Origin of the sequence: Prosthecomicrobium sp. N25 (assembly GCF_037203705.1) — a bacterium.
GTDB lineage: Bacteria > Pseudomonadota > Alphaproteobacteria > Rhizobiales > Ancalomicrobiaceae > Prosthecodimorpha.
Window position 1 is genome coordinate 1,669,151 of the sequence record NZ_JBBCAT010000001.1, and the last position, 17,337, is coordinate 1,686,487.

Below are 17,337 nucleotides of genomic sequence, written 5' to 3' on the forward strand. Positions count from 1 at the left end.
CCGCCGTCATGGCGGCGATCCGACACTCGCGAACCGTGACGCCGGGTGAGGACCGAATCCGTACGAATCTTCGCAAGCTGCGCAGCCTGCTTCTTTTTTGCTCGAATTTCAGATGTATAGATTCTCCCCGGGCGCAGGATCGGACGCGCCCGCGACGGAGAGAGAAGCATGAAGGCCATCGACTGGCTGAAGTCGCCGCTCTACGCGGCCGAGATCCTCGGGTCGGCCAAGTCCTTCCGGCACAATCCCATCCTGGGCAATGCCCGGCTGAACGAGATGGGGCTGCACAAGCGCCGGGTCGAGCTCGCCGCCCGCATGGCCGAGCGCCGCCGCGCCGCGCTGGCCGCGGCCGTGCCCGCCGAGGACCGGGCGGCCTTCGATCGCGACGGCTTCCTGATCAAGCCCGATTTCCTGCCCGCCGACGCCTTCGCGCGCCTGAAGGACCGGCTGTACAATCAGGAATTCGAGGCCCGTGAGATGCGCCAGGGCCAGACCGTGACGCGGATGATCCCGCTCGATGCGCGGACGCTGCCGCAGATCCCCGAGGCCGCCCATGTGGTGCGCAACGATCTGGTCCGGTCGACCATGCGCTACGTCGCCTCGACGGGCGGCACGCCGGTCTACCACCTGCAGACCGTCATCGCCGAGCCCGAGCGCGGCAAGGCCGACCCGCAGACAGAGCTCCACTCCGACACCTTCCACCCCACCGCCAAGGTCTGGCTCTTCCTGCAGGACGTCGGCCCGGAGGACGGTCCGTTCCTGTACGCCCCCGGGTCCCACCGCCTGACGCCGGAGCGGCTCGCCTGGGAGTACGAGCAGAGCCTGACCGCCGGCCGCGACAAGCGGGCCCACCATGCGCTCGGCTCGTTCCGGGTCCGGCCGGAGGACTTCGCCCGCTTCGACTACGCGCCGCCGCGTCAGGTCACCGTGGCCGCCAACACGCTCGTCTATGCCGACACCTACGGTTTCCACGCCCGCTCGGTCAGCACCCGGCCGACGCTGCGCATGGAGATCCACGGCTACCTGCGCCGCAATCCCTTCCTGCCCTTCGTAGGGCTCGACCCGCTCGGCATCCCGGGTGTCGCCGAGCGCCAGCTCGACATCTATCTCGCCTGGTGCGACCTGCGCGAGAAGGTGACGGGTCGGCGCAATGTCTGGCGCCCGGTCGGCAAGGTGACGCCGGCCTCGCCGGCCCATGTCTGAGGGCAAGGGCATCCGTCTTCGGGAGGATTGAACTCCGGCGCGCTCTCCGGTCTATTCGCCGCCGATTGGCCCGGACAGACCACAGGGGACCGCCATGCCCGCCTCGCCGAACTGGTATTCGATCGATCTCGACAAGAACCCGGCCAACCACCAGCCCCTGACGCCGCTCACCTTCCTGGAGCGCGCCGCCAAGGTCTTCCCGGATCGGGTCGCGATCCTGCACGGGCAGTCCCGGACGACCTACGCCGAGATGTACGCGCGCGCCCGCCGCCTCGCCTCGGCGCTGGAACGGCGCGGCATCGGCACCGGCGACACCGTCTCGGTGATGCTCTCCAACACGCCCCCGATGCTCGAGGCGCACTACGGCGTGCCGATGTGCGGCGCGGTCCTGAACACGCTCAACACCCGGCTCGACGCGGCCATCATCGCCTTCTCGCTCGACCACGCCGACACCAAGGTCCTCATCACCGACCGCGAGTATGCCAAGACGGTCAAGGAGGCGCTCGCGCTCTGCCAGGCGAAGCCGATCGTCATCGACTACGACGATCCGGAGTTCCCGCAGACGGGGGAGTGGCTCGGCGACATCGAGTACGAGGCCTTCCTGGCGACCGGCGATCCGGACTACGCCTGGAAGATGCCCGGGGACGAGTGGGACGCCATCTCGCTCAACTACACCTCCGGCACGACCGGCAACCCGAAGGGCGTCGTCTATCACCACCGCGGCGCCTCCCTGCTCGCCCAGGGCAACGTCATCACGGCGTCGATGAAGAAGCATCCGGTCTATCTCTGGACCCTGCCGATGTTCCACTGCAACGGCTGGTGCTTCACCTGGTCGATCTCGGTCGTCGCCGGCACCCACGTGTGCCTGCGCTGGGTCCGCTCCAAGGCGATCTGGGAGGCGCTGGCCGAGCACGGCGTCACCCACCTCTGCGGCGCCCCGATCGTCATGTCGACCATCCTCAACGCCCCCGCCGAGGAGAAGCGGGCGCTTCCCCAGACGGTGGAGTTCTTCACCGCCGCGGCGCCGCCCCCCGAGGCCGTGCTCGCCGCGATGGCGGCGTCCGGTTTCAACGTCACCCACCTCTACGGCCTGACCGAGACCTACGGCCCCGCCGTGGTCAACGACTGGAAGGCCGAATGGGACGCGCTCGAGCCCGCCGCGCGCGCCGGCCGGAAGGCCCGGCAGGGCGTGCGCTACGGGGCTCTCGAGGCCCTGACGGTGATGAACCCCGAGACCATGGAACCGGTGCCCCACGACGGGGAGACCATGGGCGAGGTCATGTTCCGCGGCAACGTGGTCATGAAGGGCTACCTGAAGAACCGCAAGGCCACCGAGGAGGCGTTCCGGGGCGGCTGGTTCCACTCCGGCGACCTCGGCGTCATGCATCCCGACGGCTACATCCAGCTCAAGGACCGCTCCAAGGACATCATCATCTCGGGCGGCGAGAACATCTCCTCCATCGAGGTGGAGGACACGCTCTACAAGCACCCGGCCGTCCAGGCCGCCGCCGTCGTCGCCAAGCCGGACGAGAAGTGGGGCGAGACGCCCTGCGCCTTCGTCGAGCTGAAGCCCGGCCAGGAGGCGAGCGCCGACGACATCATCCACTGGTGCCGCCAGCACCTCGCCGCTTTCAAGTGCCCGCGCACCGTCGTCTTCTCGGAGTTGCCGAAGACCTCGACCGGCAAGATCCAGAAGTTCAAGCTGCGCGAGTTGGCCAAGGAGGTGTGAGGCGGGTCCGGGCTCGGTGCTGTGCCGGTGTGGACCTCGGGTCGCGGGCCCTGCGCCCCGTGGTGTGGACCCCGTTCAGTCCCCATCCCTTTCACGCGCATCCCCGGACAAGGTGCGGGACGCGCCGCAGATCCGGGCCCCAGCGCCGGCCGCGATCCGCAGCGCTGCGGAGCATGGAGAACGCTGGCCCCCGGCTCTCCGCTGCGCTCCGGCCGGGGATGCGGGGGAGTGATCGTGCCGGGGATGCGGGGTAGGGGGCGTGCCGCTCGCCCCTGCGGCCGTGTACGGGGGTGTGACCGTTCCTCCTCATCCCCGGACAGGGCGCGGATGCGCCGCCGATCCGGGCCGGCGCGGGCCGCGATCCGCGGCTGCCCCGTGCTGCGATGCAACACCTTCACTCTTCTTTAACCTTGACAAGGGCTTGCTGCGGGTAAGCGGACTTTACGAGTCCTTGTTTGGCCATATTCGCCGGGCAGGAAAGTCGGCGCGCGACGTAGGGTTTTCGAGGGCTGCCGCCCGCCCGCTGCCGCTCGCCCCTTCCCCTCCGGACCACGAGGGACGCGCCGCCCGCGGCGGCTCCAGGAGATCCATGTCCATGCCAGAGGTTACCCAGGTCGCCCTGACGGCCCCGAGCGCCTCGATCTCGCTGCTCGCGCTCTTCCTCAACGCCCATCTGGTGGTGAAGGTGGTGATGCTGGGCCTCCTCTCCGCCTCGGTCTGGTGCTGGGCCATCGTCATCGACAAGATCCTGCTCTACGGCCGCACCCGCCGGCAGATGGACGCCTTCGAGCAGGTCTTCTGGTCGGGCCAGAGCCTCGAGGAGCTCTACCGCACCCTCTCCACCCGCACGTCCAACGGCATGGCCGGCATCTTCGTCGCCGCCATGCGCGAGTGGAAGCGCAGCCACGAGGGCGGCCGCGCCGCGATCGGCTCGCTGGAGACCCGCATCGACAAGGTCATGGACGTGACCATCATGCGCGAACTGGAGCGGCTGCAGTCGAAGCTGCTGGTGCTCGCGACGATCGGCTCCGCCTCGCCCTTCATCGGCCTCTTCGGCACGGTCTGGGGCATCATGACGGCCTTCCAGGGCATCGCCGCCTCCAAGAACACGTCGCTCGCGGTCGTCGCCCCCGGCATCGCGGAGGCGCTCTTCGCCACCGCCATCGGCCTCGTCGCCGCGATTCCCGCGGTCATCGCCTACAACAAGCTCTCCTCCGATTCGGCGGCGCTCGGCGCCCGGCTCGAGACCTTCGCGGACGAGTTCTCCGCGATCCTCTCGCGCCAGATCGATGAGCGGCAGGCGGCCTGAGGAGCGCACCCCATGGGCATGTCGGTCGGATCGGGCGGCGAGAAGGGCGGGCGGCGTCGCCGCCGCACCGCGCGCGCCAACGTCATGAGCGAGATCAACATGACGCCGTTCATCGACGTCATGCTGGTGCTGCTCATCATCTTCATGGTCGCCGCCCCGCTGATGACGACGGGCGTGCCGATCGACCTGCCGGAGAGCAAGGCCAAGCCGCTCGAGGGCCTGACCCAGCCGATCATGATCTCGGTCGACGCCAAGGGGCAGATCTACCTGCAGGACAAGCCGATGAAGATCGAGGACCTGATCCCGACCCTGCAGGCCGCCGCCAAGAACGGCGCCGACGAACGGATCTACGTGCGCGGCGACAAGGCCGCCGACTACGGCGCCGTGATCAAGGTCATGGGCCGCCTGAACCAGGCCGGCTTCAAGAAGATCGGCCTCGTCTCGACCGAGGAGGTGGCGGCGCGGTGAAGGTCGGGCTCCCCGCATCGGTCGCGCTTCACGCGGCGTTGCTCGCCTGGGCGGTGCTGTCGCTCCCGGGCCGGGACGACATGGCCAAGCCCGTGGTGGACGCCCTGCCGGTCGAGTTCGTGCCCCTCTCGGAGGCGACCAGCCTGCGGCTCGGCGACAAGACCGCCAAGCCGAAGGAGGAGATCGTCGAGAAGACCACGGCGCAAGCCTCCAAGGACAGGGACGGCAAGCGCGAGGGCACCTCCAAGCAGGAGGAGCCGCCGCCCGCCCCGCCCGAGCAGAAGCCCCAGGAGGTCGCCGCCCTCCCCAAGGAGGAGCCGAAGCCGCCCGCGCCGAAGCCCCCCGAGACGAAGCCCGTCGCCAGGCCCGAGCCGCCGAAGGAGCCGGAGCCCGACAAGCCGAAGGAGGCCGAGAAGGCCAAGGACCTCGGCGAGGGCAAGAAACCCGACGTCAAGGAGCCGCCGAAGGACCAGAAGGCGCTCGAGAAGGCCATCGAGAAGGCCGAGAAGGAACCGCCGAAGAAGGAACCGGAGAAGAAGCCGGAGCCTCCGAAGCCGGTCGAGAAGAAGCCCGAGCCGGTCAAGACCGCCGCCGTGCAGCCCGCTCAGCCCTCCCAGACCAAGAGCCAGTTCGACTCCCGCGAGATCTCCGACATTCTCAACCGCAACAAGACCGGCACCGCCGCCTCGACCACCCCGCGGACCGCCTCGCTCGGCACCGCCACGGGACAGAATTCGGCCGTGAAGATGACGCAGAACGAGGTCGACGCCCTGGTCGCGCAGATCAAGAAGTGCTGGAACCCGCCGATCGGCGCCTCCGAGGCCAACCTCAAGGTCACCATGCGCTTCGCCCTCAATCAGGACGGCTCCGTCAGCGGCCGCCCGCAACCCATCGAGGCCCCGGCTCACCCGCTGGGGGTCAGCCTCGCCCGGAGCGCCGAACGCGCCATCCTGCAATGCGGCCCCTACAAGCTGCCCGCCGACAAGTACCAGGCCTGGGCCGACGTCGCCGCGACCTTCGATCCCAAGGACCTATGACGGCCGCCCCTGGTTCGGCCGCGTGACCCACGACGAGGACATCCGATGATGCCTGATCCCGACGACATGCTCCGACGGCCGCTCCCGGCCCTCGCCGCCCTGCCCGCGAACCGCCGCGTCGTTCTCCGCGCGCTCGGCGCCATGCTCGCCACCACGGGCATCGCAGCGGGCCTGTCGGTCGCCCCGACCCCGGCGAGCGCCCAGTTGCGCATCACCATCACGCCTGGACAGCCCTTCTCGCCCATGCCGATCGCCGTGCCGATCTTCTCCGGCGACAGCCAGCTCGGCGCCGAGGTCGCCCGCATCGTCGCCGCCGACCTGAAGACCTCCGGCTACTTCGCCCCCGTCGACCCGGCCGGCCACATCGACAAGGTTGTCGGCGCTGGCGAGATGCCGAACTTCAACAACTGGCGCCCCCTCAACATTCAGGCCCTGATCGCCGGTACGGTGACCGACCAGGGCGGCCAGGTGACCGCGCAGGTTCGCGTCTGGGACGTCGCCACCGGCCAGCAGCTCGTCGGCCAGCAATTCGCCACCTCGCGCGACAACGTCCGCCGCCTCGCCCACATCGTCGCCGACGCCGCCTATTCGCAGCTCACCGGCTTCAAGGGCATGTTCGACAGCCGCGTCGTCTTCGTCGACGAATCCGGCCCCAAGAACAACCGGGTGAAGCGCCTTGCCATCATGGACTGGGACGGGCAGGGGGTCCGCTACCTGACCCGCGGCCAGGAACTCGTCCTGACCCCGCGCTTCTCCCCCTCGGCCCAGCAGATCGCGTACATGGCCTACGGCCAGGGCGACCCCAAGGTGTTCCTGCTCAACGTCGCCAACGGGGCGCGCCAGCTCGTCGGCGACTTCCCGTCAATGACCTTCTCGCCGCGCTTCTCGCCCGACGGCGGCCGCCTCGTCCTCTCCCTGCAGAAGGACGGCGACGCCAACGTCTACGTCATGGACCTCGGCAGCCGGCAGGTGCGTGCGCTGACCCAGGGCGCCTCCATCGACACCTCGCCGTCCTTCTCGCCGGACGGCGGCCAGATCGTCTTCGAATCGGACCGCGGCGGCTCCCAGCAGCTCTACGTGATGGGCGCCGACGGCTCCAACGTCCGCCGCATCTCCTTCGGCTCCGGGCGCTACTCCACGCCCGTCTGGTCGCCCGACCCGGACAACAGCTACATCGCCTTCACCAAGCAGGAGGGCGGCTCCTTCAAGATCGGCGTGATGAAGCCGGACGGCTCCGGCGAGCGGACCCTGACCGAGGGCTACCACAACGAGGGCCCGACCTGGTCTCCGAACGGGCGCTACGTGATGTTCTTCCGCGAGTCGGGCGGCCCCTCAGGCGGCCCCGGCCTGTGGCTCGCCGACGTCACCGGCAACGTGCTCAGCCAGATCCGCACCCCCGCCTTCGCCTCCGATCCGGCCTGGTCCCCGCTCCTCAGGTGACGGCGGCCCTGCGGCCGGGCCACGACTGCGCGGACGCGCCCTGGGCTGGCCCGCCCCGCGCCCTGTGCTGATCCGGCAACACCCGGATTCGGTCCCCGGAGCGGCCCGGAACCGCCCCGCGCCTGTCACCATTCGAACACAGTCCAGGATCATCCAAGATCAGGACCAAGAGAGATTCCGGTGAAGTTAAAGTAACCTTTCGTTCACCACGTCTCTCTACACAGGGTTAACCAGGGTGCGTTAGGGATACTGAAAAGTATCCGACCGATCGAAGGAGTTAACACATCATGTCGACCGCGAAGCGCCAGGGCCGCGCCATCAGGTTCGCGACCGTCATCGCCGCCGCCATCGCGCTGTCCGCCTGCGCCAGCCAGAACCCGTCCGAGATCGGCGCGGGCGCCGGCGGGGCGGCCACGCCGGGCAGCCAGCAGGACTTCGTGGTCAACGTCGGCGACCGCGTCTTCTTCACGGTCGATTCGTCCGACCTCACTCCCGAGGCGCGCGGCACGCTCGACCGCCAGTCCACCTGGCTCGGCCGCTATCCGCGCTACACGATCACCATCGAGGGCCATGCCGACGAGCGCGGCACGCGCGAGTACAACATCTCGCTCGGCGCCCGCCGCGCCGCCGTCACCCGCGACTACCTGATCTCCCGCGGCGTCGCCCCGACCCGCCTGCGCACCATCTCGTACGGCAAGGAGCGCCCCGTCGCGGTCTGCGACGCCGACACCTGCTGGAACCAGAACCGCCGCGCCGTCACGGTCCTGAACGGCGCCGGCAGCTGACGCCGAACGCCGGCGCACCCCCCGAATCGGAAACGGCGGCCCTCGGGCCGCCGTTCGCGTCTGCGCAGGCGGGATGCGGGTCGAGAGTTCAGCCGCCCCGCACCGGCACCAGCATCCGCCGGACCACGCCGTCGCGGTCGACCACGAGGTGCTTCAACGCGCCGAGCACATGCAGCCCGACCAGCACCAGGATGACCTTTGCGGCAATGCTGTGGACGATCTCCAGGCCCTCCTTGAGGGCGTTCATCTTGGGCAGCGGCGAGCCCAGCGACACGATCCCGAAGACCTCGATCGGCCGCCCCGACGCCCAGATCGACAGCGGGCCCGAGACGATCAGGATCGCGATCGTGGCGAGCATCGCCACCTGGACGAGCCGCGCCAGCCGGTCGAGCGCGGCCGGCTGGCCGGTCGGGAGGGGCGGCACCGGATTGGCGGCCCGCCACGCGATTCGGAAGGCCAGGAGCGCGAAGGCCAGCATGCCGACGCCAATGTGCAGCGACTTCGCGGCCGCGAGTTCCGGCCCGCGCGGCAGGTCCTCCATGCGGTTGCCGAGGATGAACAGCGCCACGACCAGCGCGCCGCCGATCCAGTGGAGCGCGATCGACAGCGGCCCGTAGCCCTGGTCCGTGTCCCTGACGGTCATCGAAGCTTCCCCCGTTTCCAGCGTTTCGGATACCGCGACACTGCTCCGCCGACGCCTACTGGGACCAGTCCGGAACATTATCTTTCGGTAATGTACAGACCCCGCCTGTGGCGATTCTGCATCGGTCGCGAGGCTGTCGAAGATCCGCCCCGATCCCCGGAAATCCAGCCAAACTTTGGCCGAAACCCAAGCGTCATGCTAAGCACCGCGCTCCGGGGGAGGCCGCCCGCCGGGCGGTCGTCGCCTCCGTCGAAGGGGCTCTCAACTCGATGGCATTCCGTTCCCGTCCGAAACGCAATTCCGCCGGTCCGCCGGGGGCCGTGCCGCGCCTCCTCCTCGCCCTCGCGCTCCTCCTGCCCGCCTCGCTCGCCGCGGTCGGGGCGGCCCGTGCCCAGGATCTCTTTGGCTTCGGCAACAACGCCGACCAGGCTCAGCGCCGCCAGGCCGAGCTGAACCTGAAGATCCAGCAACTCGAGGGCCAGATGCGCCAGCTGAACGGCCAGCTGGAGCAGCTCACCTTCTCGATCCGCCAACTTCAGGAGACCATGGGGCGGATGCAGAAGGACTACGAGTTCCGCATCCAGGAGCTCGAGAACGCCGGTGCCGGTGCCGGCCGCGCCAAGGCCGCGCCGCCGAAGCGCACCGAACTCCAGCCCGCGCCGTCGCCCCCGTCCGGCGGGGTGCCGGTCGCGGCTCCGCCCGGCCAGGCCACGCTGGAGGACGACGACGATGGGCCGCTTGCTGCCCCCGGACCGGGGCCGTCTCCGCCCCGGCCGATCGGCCCGGCGCAGGCGGCCGGCGTCGCCCCGGGCGGCTACCCGCGCGCCGGTCCCGGCGCGCCCCCCGCCGTGATCGGACAGATCCCGGCTTCGGAGGATCCGATCGGGGGCGTCATCGGCCGCGGCGGCCCGCTCGACCTCTCGGCCCGGCCAGGTGTCCCGCCGCCCGCCTCGGATCTGCCCCCCGGCGTCAACCTCGGTCCCGCCGCGCCGCAGCGCTCCGCCGGCGTCCCGACGGTTCCGCCGCGCTACCAGAACGTCCCCCCCGTCGCGAGCCCGCGCGACGAATACGACGCCGCCTACGGCTACATCCTGAACGGCGAGTACGAGCTCGCCGAGACGAGCTTCCGTACCTTCCTGGCCAACCACCCGACCGACCGGCGGATCGGCAACGCCCAGTACTGGCTGGGCGAGAGCTTCTATGCCCGGAGCATGTTCCGCGAAGCCGCGGATGCCTTCCTGAAGAGCTACACCCAGTTTCCCGACGGCGCGAAGGCCCCCGACAGCCTCCTGAAGCTCGGCCTCAGCCTGCAGGGCCTCGGCGAGCGCAAGGCCGCCTGCGCCACCTACGATGAGCTCGTCGTCAAGTACCCCAAGGCCTCCAAGCAGCTGCGCGACCGCGCCCAGGCCGAGAAAGTCCGTGCCAAGTGCTGAGCCGCTCGGCGATGCCGAAGTCGATCGCCTCCTCGCTCCCTTCCGCACCGCGCGCGCTCTCGCGCTCGCCGTCTCAGGCGGCCCCGATTCCACGGCCCTGATGGTCCTCGCCGCAGGCTGGCGCGACCGGACCCCCGCCGCCCCGCCGCTCCGCGTCCTCACCGTCGACCACGCGCTCCGCCCCGCCTCCGCCGCCGAGGCCGCCGCCGTCGCGACCCGTGCCGCCGCCCTCCGCCTGCCGCACGAGACCCTCACATGGGCCGGCCCCAAGCCCGCCGCCGGCCTCCAGGCCGCCGCCCGCCAGGCCCGCTACCGCCTCCTCGCCGAGGCCGCCCGGCGGGCCGGCTGCGACCGGCTTCTCACCGCCCACACCCTGGACGACCAGGCCGAGACCGTCCTGATGGCGCTCGCCCGCGGCAGCGGTGTCTACGGCCTCGCCGCCATGCCGCCGAGCCGGCCCCTCGGCGGGCTGGCGCTCGATCGCCCGTTCCTGGACGTGCCCAAGGCGCGCCTCGTCGCCACCCTGGAGGCGCGGGGCGAGACCTGGGCCGAAGACCCGTCGAACCGGGACCCGCGCTTCCGCCGGGCTGAGACCCGCCGCATCCTCGCCGCCCTCGCGCCCCTCGGCCTCGACGTCCGCGCGCTGTCGGAGACCGCCGCCCGCATGGCCCGCGCGGCTGCGGCGATCGACGCGACCGTCGACGCCCTCCTGGCCGGGGCGGCCTCCCTCCGGCCGGGCGGCTATGTCCGGCTCGACCACGAGGCCTGGATGGCCGCTCCCGCCGAGGTCCGCCTGCGCGCGCTGGCGCGCCTCATCCGCACCGTCGCCCCGGGGCCCTATCCGCCGCGGCTCGCGCGCCTGGAGGAGCTGGAGCAGGCGCTGCGCGCCGCGGGTGACCTTCCGGGCCGGACCCTCGGCGGCGCCCGGGTGGTCGGCGAGGGCGGCGCCGTATGGCTCTTCCGCGAGTTCGGACGGGGCGGCGCGCCGGCCCTGGACCTCGCGCCCGGCGCATCGGCGCTCTGGGACGGCCGCTTCGATCTCGTTCTTTCGTCCGAGGCGCCCGAACCGGTCCACGTCGCCCCGGCGCCTCCCGCGCTGGTCCGCCGGCTCCGCCCCGCGATCCGCGGCCCGGAGCGGCTCGCGCTCGCCACCCTCCCGGCTTTCTTCCGAAACGGTGCGGTTGCGGCCGTTCCTGCGCTCGGGCACTGGACGAACGCCCTTTCACCTGCGCATCTGAGCGTCCGCCCCGCCGCCGTCGCGGGCGGTCCGGCCTTCCCGGCAGGCGGCCATTTCGAGGCCGGACCGGAACACGGGTCCGGCGGGTAACGTTTCCGTCAGGCGATCCGTGCACAGTCGGCGTCTCGGCTTGGCTTTCCGTGACCCGCGACCTATTTTAGGGTCCAAGACGAGGTGTGCCGGTCCGGGGCTCCGGGCAACTGCCGACGCCCGCCCGTCGAGATGGGAACTCCAATGAACGCCAATTTCCGGAACTTCGCCCTCTGGGTGGTCATCGGCCTCCTTCTGATCGCACTCTTCCAGCTGTTCCAGAATCCGGGCCGCGGATCGAGCGCGAACGAGATTCCCTTCTCGCAATTCCTGGACGAAGTCGAGAACGGTCGCGTCAAACAGGTGACCATCACCGACCAGCAGGTGAGCGGCGTCTACGCCAATTCCGGCGGCTCCTTCCAGACCTACGCGCCGCGCGACAGCCAATACGTGGACCTGTTGCGCCGCAAGGAGGTCGTCATCCAGGCCCGCCCGGCCGGCGAGAACTTCAGCCTCGTGAGCGCGCTCATCTCCTGGTTCCCGATGCTGCTCATCATCGGCATCTGGCTCTTCGTCATGCGGCAGATGCAAGGATCCGGCGGCAAGGCCATGGGCTTCGGCAAGTCCAAGGCCAAGCTCCTGACCGAGGCCCACGGCCGGGTCACCTTCGACGACGTCGCCGGCATCGACGAGGCCAAGGAGGACCTGCAGGAGATCGTGGAGTTCCTTCGCGACCCCCAGAAATTCCAGCGCCTCGGCGGCCGCATCCCGCGCGGCGTGCTCCTCGTCGGCCCGCCCGGCACCGGCAAGACCCTGACCGCCCGCGCGGTCGCCGGCGAGGCGAACGTGCCCTTCTTCACCATCTCGGGCTCCGACTTCGTCGAGATGTTCGTCGGTGTGGGCGCCAGCCGCGTGCGCGACATGTTCGAGCAGGCGAAGAAGAACGCCCCCTGCATCATCTTCATCGACGAGATCGACGCGGTCGGCCGCCATCGCGGCGCCGGCCTGGGCGGCGGCAACGACGAGCGCGAGCAGACCCTGAACCAGCTCCTTGTCGAGATGGACGGCTTCGAGCCGAACGAGGGGATCATCATCATCGCGGCCACCAACCGGCCGGACGTGCTGGACCCCGCGCTCCTGCGTCCGGGCCGCTTCGACCGGCAAATCGTGGTGTCCAACCCGGACGTGATCGGCCGCGAGAAGATCCTCAAGGTCCACGTCCGCAAGGTCCCGCTCGCTCCCGACGTCGACCTGAAGGTCCTCGCCCGCGGCACCCCCGGCTTCTCCGGCGCCGACCTGATGAACCTCGTCAACGAGGCCGCCCTCCTGGCCGCCCGCCGCTCCAAGCGGATCGTGACCATGCAGGAGTTCGAGGACGCCAAGGACAAGATCATGATGGGCGCCGAGCGCCGCTCCTCCGTGATGACCCAGGAGGAGAAGGAGCTCACCGCCTATCACGAGGCCGGCCACGCCATCCTGGCGCTGAACGTCCCCTCGGCCGATCCGCTCCACAAGGCGACCATCATCCCGCGCGGTCGTGCGCTCGGCATGGTCATGCAGCTGCCCGAGGGCGACCGCTATTCCTACCGCTACAAGTGGATGACCTCGCGCCTCGCCATCATGATGGGTGGCCGCGTCGCCGAGGAGATCACCTTCGGCAAGGAGAACATCACCTCCGGCGCCCAGTCCGACATCGAGCAGGCGACCAAGCTCGCCCGCGCGATGGTGACCCGCTGGGGCTTCTCCGACGAGCTCGGAACGGTGGCCTACGGCGAGAACCAGGAGGAGGTGTTCCTCGGCTACTCCATGGGCCGCACCCAGAACATCTCCGAGGCGACCTCGCAGACAATCGACCGCGAGGTGCGCCGCCTGATCGACCAGGCCTACTCGGAGGCCCGCCGCATCCTGACGGAGAAGCACGACGACTTTGTCGCGCTCGCCAAGGGCCTGCTCGAGTACGAGACCCTGTCGGGCGACGAGATCAAGGAGCTGATCGCCGGCAACCCGCCGCACCGCGACTCTGGCGACAAGCAGCCGACCTCGCGCGCCTCGGCCGTGCCGACCGCCGGCGCCAAGCCGCGCGACCAGAAGGGCGGCGAGCCGGAAGGCGGCGTCGCGCCCCAGCCGAGCTGACCTGACCCTCCGCCCTCGGCCCCGAGACCCGGAATGCCCGCCGCCCGGCGGGCATTTTCCGTCGTGACGCCGCTCGACGCCGCCGCGGTACAGATCTGGACGGAGCGGGTGCGACGCCCGCCGCGATCACGCAAGGTTTCGCTTCTCTCACGATTTTTGAACGATGGCTCCGTAGGATCTGAGATATGAACGGCGCGACCGGTCCTTGGGCCATGTTCGGGATCCTGCAGGCATGACCAGAAAGTATTTCGGCACGGACGGCATCCGCGGCACGGCCAACCGTTGGCCCATCACGCCCGAGATCGCCATGAAGACCGCCATGAGCGTCGGCCTCGCCTTCCGGCACGGGCGGCACCGGCACCGCGCGGTGATCGGCAAGGATACCCGCCTCTCCGGCTACATGATCGAATACGCCATGGTGGCCGGCTTCACGGCCGTCGGTGTCGACGTTTTCATGACCGGCCCGATTCCGACCCCGGCCGTCGCGATGCTGACACGCTCCCTCCGCTGCGACTTCGGCGTCATGATCTCGGCCTCGCACAACGGCTACGCCGACAACGGCATCAAGCTCTTCGGCCGCGACGGCTACAAGCTCTCCGACGAGATCGAGGCCGAGATCGAGCACCTCATCGAGCAGGACCTGAGCTCCAAGCTCGCCGGCTCGGCCGACCTCGGCCGCACCAAGCGAATCGACGGCGTCCAGGACCGCTACATCGAGTTCGCCAAGCGCACGCTGCCGCGCAATCTCTCCCTGGACGAGCTCCGCGTGGTCATCGACTGCGGCAACGGCGCCGCCTACAAGGTGGCGCCCGAGGCACTCTGGGAACTCGGGGCGGACGTCGTGCGCGTCGGCGTCGAGCCGGACGGCTTCAACATCAACCGGGATTGCGGCTCGACCGCCCCGGAGGCCTGCGCCCGCAAGGTCCACGAGACCCGCGCCGACATCGGCATCTGCCTGGACGGCGACGCCGACCGGGTCATCATCATCGACGAGAAGGGCCAGGTGGTCGACGGCGACCAGCTGATGGCTGTGGTGGCCGAATCCTTCCACGAAGACGGTCGCCTCGCCCAGCCCGGCATCGTCGCCACCGTCATGTCGAACCTGGGCCTCGAGCGCCACCTGCAGGGCAGGGGCCTCACCCTCGAGCGCACCAAGGTGGGCGACCGCTACGTGGTCGAGTGCATGCGCGAGCGCGGCTTCAATGTCGGCGGCGAGCAGTCCGGCCACATCGTGCTGTCCGACTACACCACCACGGGCGACGGCCTGGTGGCCGCCCTGCAGGTGCTCTCCGTCGTGAAGCGCCTCGGCCGGCCCGTCTCGGAGGTCTGCCACCGCTTCGACCCGGTCCCGCAGATCCTCAAGAACATCCGCATCCGCGGCGGCCGTCCCCTCGACGACGACAGCGTCAAGGCGACCATCGAGGACGCGACGCGGCGCCTCGGCAACTATGGCCGCCTGGTGATCCGCCCGTCCGGCACCGAGCCGCTGATCCGCGTGATGGGCGAGGGGGACGACGAGACGCTCGTCCGCCGCGTGGTCGACGACATCGCCGACAGCATCGGCCGCGCCGCCGCCTGACCGCTCCCGACCCCGTCCTTGCCGCGAGGCCCGCGCCCGGCTGCAGCCCGGCCGCGGGCCTTTTCTCGTGCGCGTCCGCCCTCGTCGGGGCGGACGGCGGGTGCGCTCCGGGGCGTCAAGACTTCGTTAACCTTAACCAACGTGGTTAAGAAACACGGTTAAACAACGCTTAAGACTTCTCGGCCATGATCCTTCCCAAGGAGAAGCGATCCGGACCTCGGCTCGGATCGAACAGGGAACCAGGATCATGCGTAGGCCCGCCCACATCGCCGCCGTCCTCGCCACTGCGCTGATCGCCGCTCCGGCGTTCGCGGCCGACTACGCCGCGCCTCGGATCGACGCGCCCTCCGTCATCCCGCCGGAGGAGATCGGCACCGGCTGGTACCTGCGCGGCGACATCAGCTACGACAAGATGACGGTCGGCTCGATCTCCGCCGGCTTCCCGGGAACGACGATCAAGTCGCCGCACGCCAACTCGGAATTCTCCTTTGGCGGCGGCTTCGGCTTCAAGTTCAACGACTGGCTCCGGGTGGACCTGACCGCCGACTACTCGAAGCGCTCCGTCGACTGGCGCCGGACGGGCGGCTGCTACGGCTTCACCTGCCCGGGCGGATCGGTGAACCGCGGCGACCTGACCATGATCCCGATCCTCGCCAACGTCTACGCGGACCTCGGTAACTGGGGCGGCATCACTCCCTATATCGGCGGCGGCCTCGGCTTCGCGGTGATGAGCCTCGCCCATCAGGGCGGGTCCTGGTCGACCGGCGTGACCACCGTGCCGGGCGCCTCCTACAGCAACTATTCCATCGGCTTCGACAGCTACAGCCGCTCGACGCTGGCGGCGGCCGGCATGGCCGGCCTCTCCTACGACATGGGCAGCGGCCTGCAGTTCGACCTCGGCTACCGTTATCTCTGGGTCAAGGACGCCAAGGGCGGCACCTCGCACTACGAGGGCACGACCGTCACCAACCCGGTCGGCGGCGTCGGCGGCGGCACGACGAACCTCAATGTCCGCTCCGGCTCGAACAACGGCGTCACCATGAAGGACATCGGCGTCCAGCAGATCCGACTCGGCATGCGCTACTTCGTATACTGATCACAAGAGAGTTGTTTCTAAAAAGCTCCTGCGCCAATAAATCAAGCGCGGGGGCTTTTTTATATTTTGAATGTTTTATGTTTTCCAAGAGAAAGACTGAGTGATATCTGTGCTGACGCGCAAATTTAACGCGACTTTAACCATACGGGACCTAGTCTGGATCAGGAATCGAATTCGCTGCTCGGCGCCTCACGCGTCGAGGCCCAACACGGATGAAGACCATGCGTAAGATCTCGACCATCTGGGTGGCCGCCGTGCTCCTTGCCCCGGCCTCGGCCGCCGGCGCCGCCGACTTCGGCATGCCCTATACGCCGCCTCCGATCGTCGAGCCCCTCATGGCCGGCAACTGGTACCTGCGCGGCGACGTCGGCGCCGGCTGGAGCGGAGGCTGGATGCGCGAGAAGGAGTTCGCCGGCTCCACCGGCCGCTGGCACGAGCGCAACGTCGGTGATTCGACCAGCATTGGCGGCGGCGTCGGCTACCAGTTCTCCAACTTCCTGCGCGGCGACATCACGGCCGAGTGGCGGACCGGCATCTCGCTGCGCGGCAGCGGCCAGGAAAGCTACATGGTGGGGGCGTTCCGCTACACCGGCACCGCCCAGGTGCAGGGCACCGTGCGCGTCGCCACCGTGCTGGCCAACGGCTATGTCGACCTCGGGTCCTACTGGGGCGTGACGCCCTATGTCGGCGCCGGCATCGGCGCGGCCTACCGGCAGATTTCCGGCACGCAGTCTTCGGTCAACCCGATCCCTGACGGCTTCGGCGGCGTCCTGCGCTACGACAGCGTCCAGTCCTCCTACAAGAAGACCTCGGGGGTCGACCTCGCCTGGGCCCTCTATGCGGGCGCCAGCTTCGACGTCAACGAGCACCTGAAGATCGACGCCGGCTACCGCTACCTGAACGTCGGCAGCCCGACCACCGGCGCCCTCATCGTCCATCCGGGCGGCGCGCGCGTGAAGACCCCGCTGTCCGTGGACGACCTGAGCGCCCACGACTTCCGCATCGGCGCCCGCTGGCTCCTGCCGGCGCCCGCCCCGATGGCGCCGGTCATCGCCAAGAACTGACCTGATCGCCTCATGCGGCGATCCGAGGGCGCGGGACCCCTGTCCCGCGCCCTTCTGCCGTGCGCTTCGCCGGCCGGTCTCCGTCTTTGTCCCCATTGCATTTCGCAGTCGCCTCCTGTAGCCACGGCAGCGGGACACCCCTCCCCAACGA

General features: G+C 69.6%; 14 protein-coding genes. 13 read left to right on the forward strand and 1 reads right to left on the reverse strand.

Features of this window, described 5'->3' with window-relative positions:
- Positions 1 to 168: 168 nt before the first annotated feature.
- The 7 genes from WBG79_RS07575 (at position 169) to pal (ending at position 7,971) form a co-directional block, all read left to right on the forward strand.
- A complete protein-coding gene (locus WBG79_RS07575) occupies positions 169 to 1,203 on the forward strand; it encodes a phytanoyl-CoA dioxygenase family protein (RefSeq protein WP_337356500.1) in 1,035 nt (344 codons plus the stop codon).
- Positions 1,204 to 1,297: 94 nt separating this feature from the next.
- A complete protein-coding gene (locus WBG79_RS07580) occupies positions 1,298 to 2,932 on the forward strand; it encodes an acyl-CoA synthetase (protein WP_337356501.1) in 1,635 nt (544 codons plus the stop codon).
- A gap of 595 nt (positions 2,933 to 3,527) precedes the next feature.
- On the forward strand, positions 3,528 to 4,241 hold the full coding sequence (tolQ, locus tag WBG79_RS07585; RefSeq protein WP_337356502.1) for a protein TolQ: 714 nt from the start codon (positions 3,528 to 3,530) through the stop codon (positions 4,239 to 4,241).
- A 12-nt stretch (positions 4,242 to 4,253) separates the two neighbouring features.
- Positions 4,254 to 4,709 carry a protein TolR gene (gene tolR, locus WBG79_RS07590; RefSeq protein WP_337356503.1) on the forward strand — a complete coding sequence of 152 codons (456 nt, stop codon included), beginning with the start codon at positions 4,254 to 4,256 and terminating at the stop codon, positions 4,707 to 4,709.
- The gene (locus tag WBG79_RS07595) at positions 4,706 to 5,746 is read left to right on the forward strand and encodes a hypothetical protein (protein WP_337356504.1); all 1,041 of its coding nucleotides are present in this window, start codon (positions 4,706 to 4,708) and stop codon (positions 5,744 to 5,746) included. The genes tolR and WBG79_RS07595 overlap by 4 nt, the downstream gene beginning before the upstream one ends.
- A gap of 48 nt (positions 5,747 to 5,794) precedes the next feature.
- Complete coding sequence (tolB, locus tag WBG79_RS07600) at positions 5,795 to 7,186, forward strand: Tol-Pal system beta propeller repeat protein TolB (RefSeq protein ID WP_443147412.1); 1,392 nt, start codon at positions 5,795 to 5,797, stop codon at positions 7,184 to 7,186.
- A gap of 287 nt (positions 7,187 to 7,473) precedes the next feature.
- Complete coding sequence (gene pal, locus WBG79_RS07605; protein ID WP_337356505.1) at positions 7,474 to 7,971, forward strand: peptidoglycan-associated lipoprotein Pal; 498 nt, start codon at positions 7,474 to 7,476, stop codon at positions 7,969 to 7,971.
- 88 nt (positions 7,972 to 8,059) lie between these two features.
- On the opposite strand, the gene WBG79_RS07610 is transcribed toward pal, so the two are convergent.
- Complete coding sequence (locus WBG79_RS07610) at positions 8,060 to 8,614, reverse strand: cytochrome b (protein ID WP_337356506.1); 555 nt, start codon at positions 8,612 to 8,614, stop codon at positions 8,060 to 8,062.
- Positions 8,615 to 8,934: 320 nt separating this feature from the next.
- On the opposite strand from WBG79_RS07610, the gene ybgF reads away from it, so the two are divergent.
- From ybgF to WBG79_RS07640, 6 genes are all read left to right on the forward strand, one after another.
- On the forward strand, positions 8,935 to 10,047 hold the full coding sequence (gene ybgF, locus WBG79_RS07615) for a tol-pal system protein YbgF (RefSeq protein WP_337356507.1): 1,113 nt from the start codon (positions 8,935 to 8,937) through the stop codon (positions 10,045 to 10,047).
- Positions 10,034 to 11,374, forward strand: coding sequence for a tRNA lysidine(34) synthetase TilS (gene tilS, locus WBG79_RS07620; RefSeq protein WP_337356508.1), 1,341 nt, complete (start codon positions 10,034 to 10,036; stop codon positions 11,372 to 11,374). Before ybgF ends, tilS begins: the two co-directional genes overlap by 14 nt.
- Positions 11,375 to 11,518: 144 nt before the next feature.
- Positions 11,519 to 13,447 carry an ATP-dependent zinc metalloprotease FtsH gene (gene ftsH / locus WBG79_RS07625; protein WP_337356509.1) on the forward strand — a complete coding sequence of 643 codons (1,929 nt, stop codon included), beginning with the start codon at positions 11,519 to 11,521 and terminating at the stop codon, positions 13,445 to 13,447.
- A gap of 232 nt (positions 13,448 to 13,679) precedes the next feature.
- Positions 13,680 to 15,026: a phosphoglucosamine mutase gene (gene glmM, locus WBG79_RS07630; RefSeq protein ID WP_337356510.1), complete on the forward strand. Its 1,347-nt coding sequence runs from the start codon at positions 13,680 to 13,682 to the stop codon at positions 15,024 to 15,026.
- 247 nt (positions 15,027 to 15,273) lie between these two features.
- The gene (locus tag WBG79_RS07635; protein ID WP_337356511.1) at positions 15,274 to 16,122 is read left to right on the forward strand and encodes an outer membrane protein; all 849 of its coding nucleotides are present in this window, start codon (positions 15,274 to 15,276) and stop codon (positions 16,120 to 16,122) included.
- A 221-nt stretch (positions 16,123 to 16,343) separates the two neighbouring features.
- Positions 16,344 to 17,186: an outer membrane protein gene (locus WBG79_RS07640; protein WP_337356512.1), complete on the forward strand. Its 843-nt coding sequence runs from the start codon at positions 16,344 to 16,346 to the stop codon at positions 17,184 to 17,186.
- Positions 17,187 to 17,337: the final 151 nt, after the last annotated feature.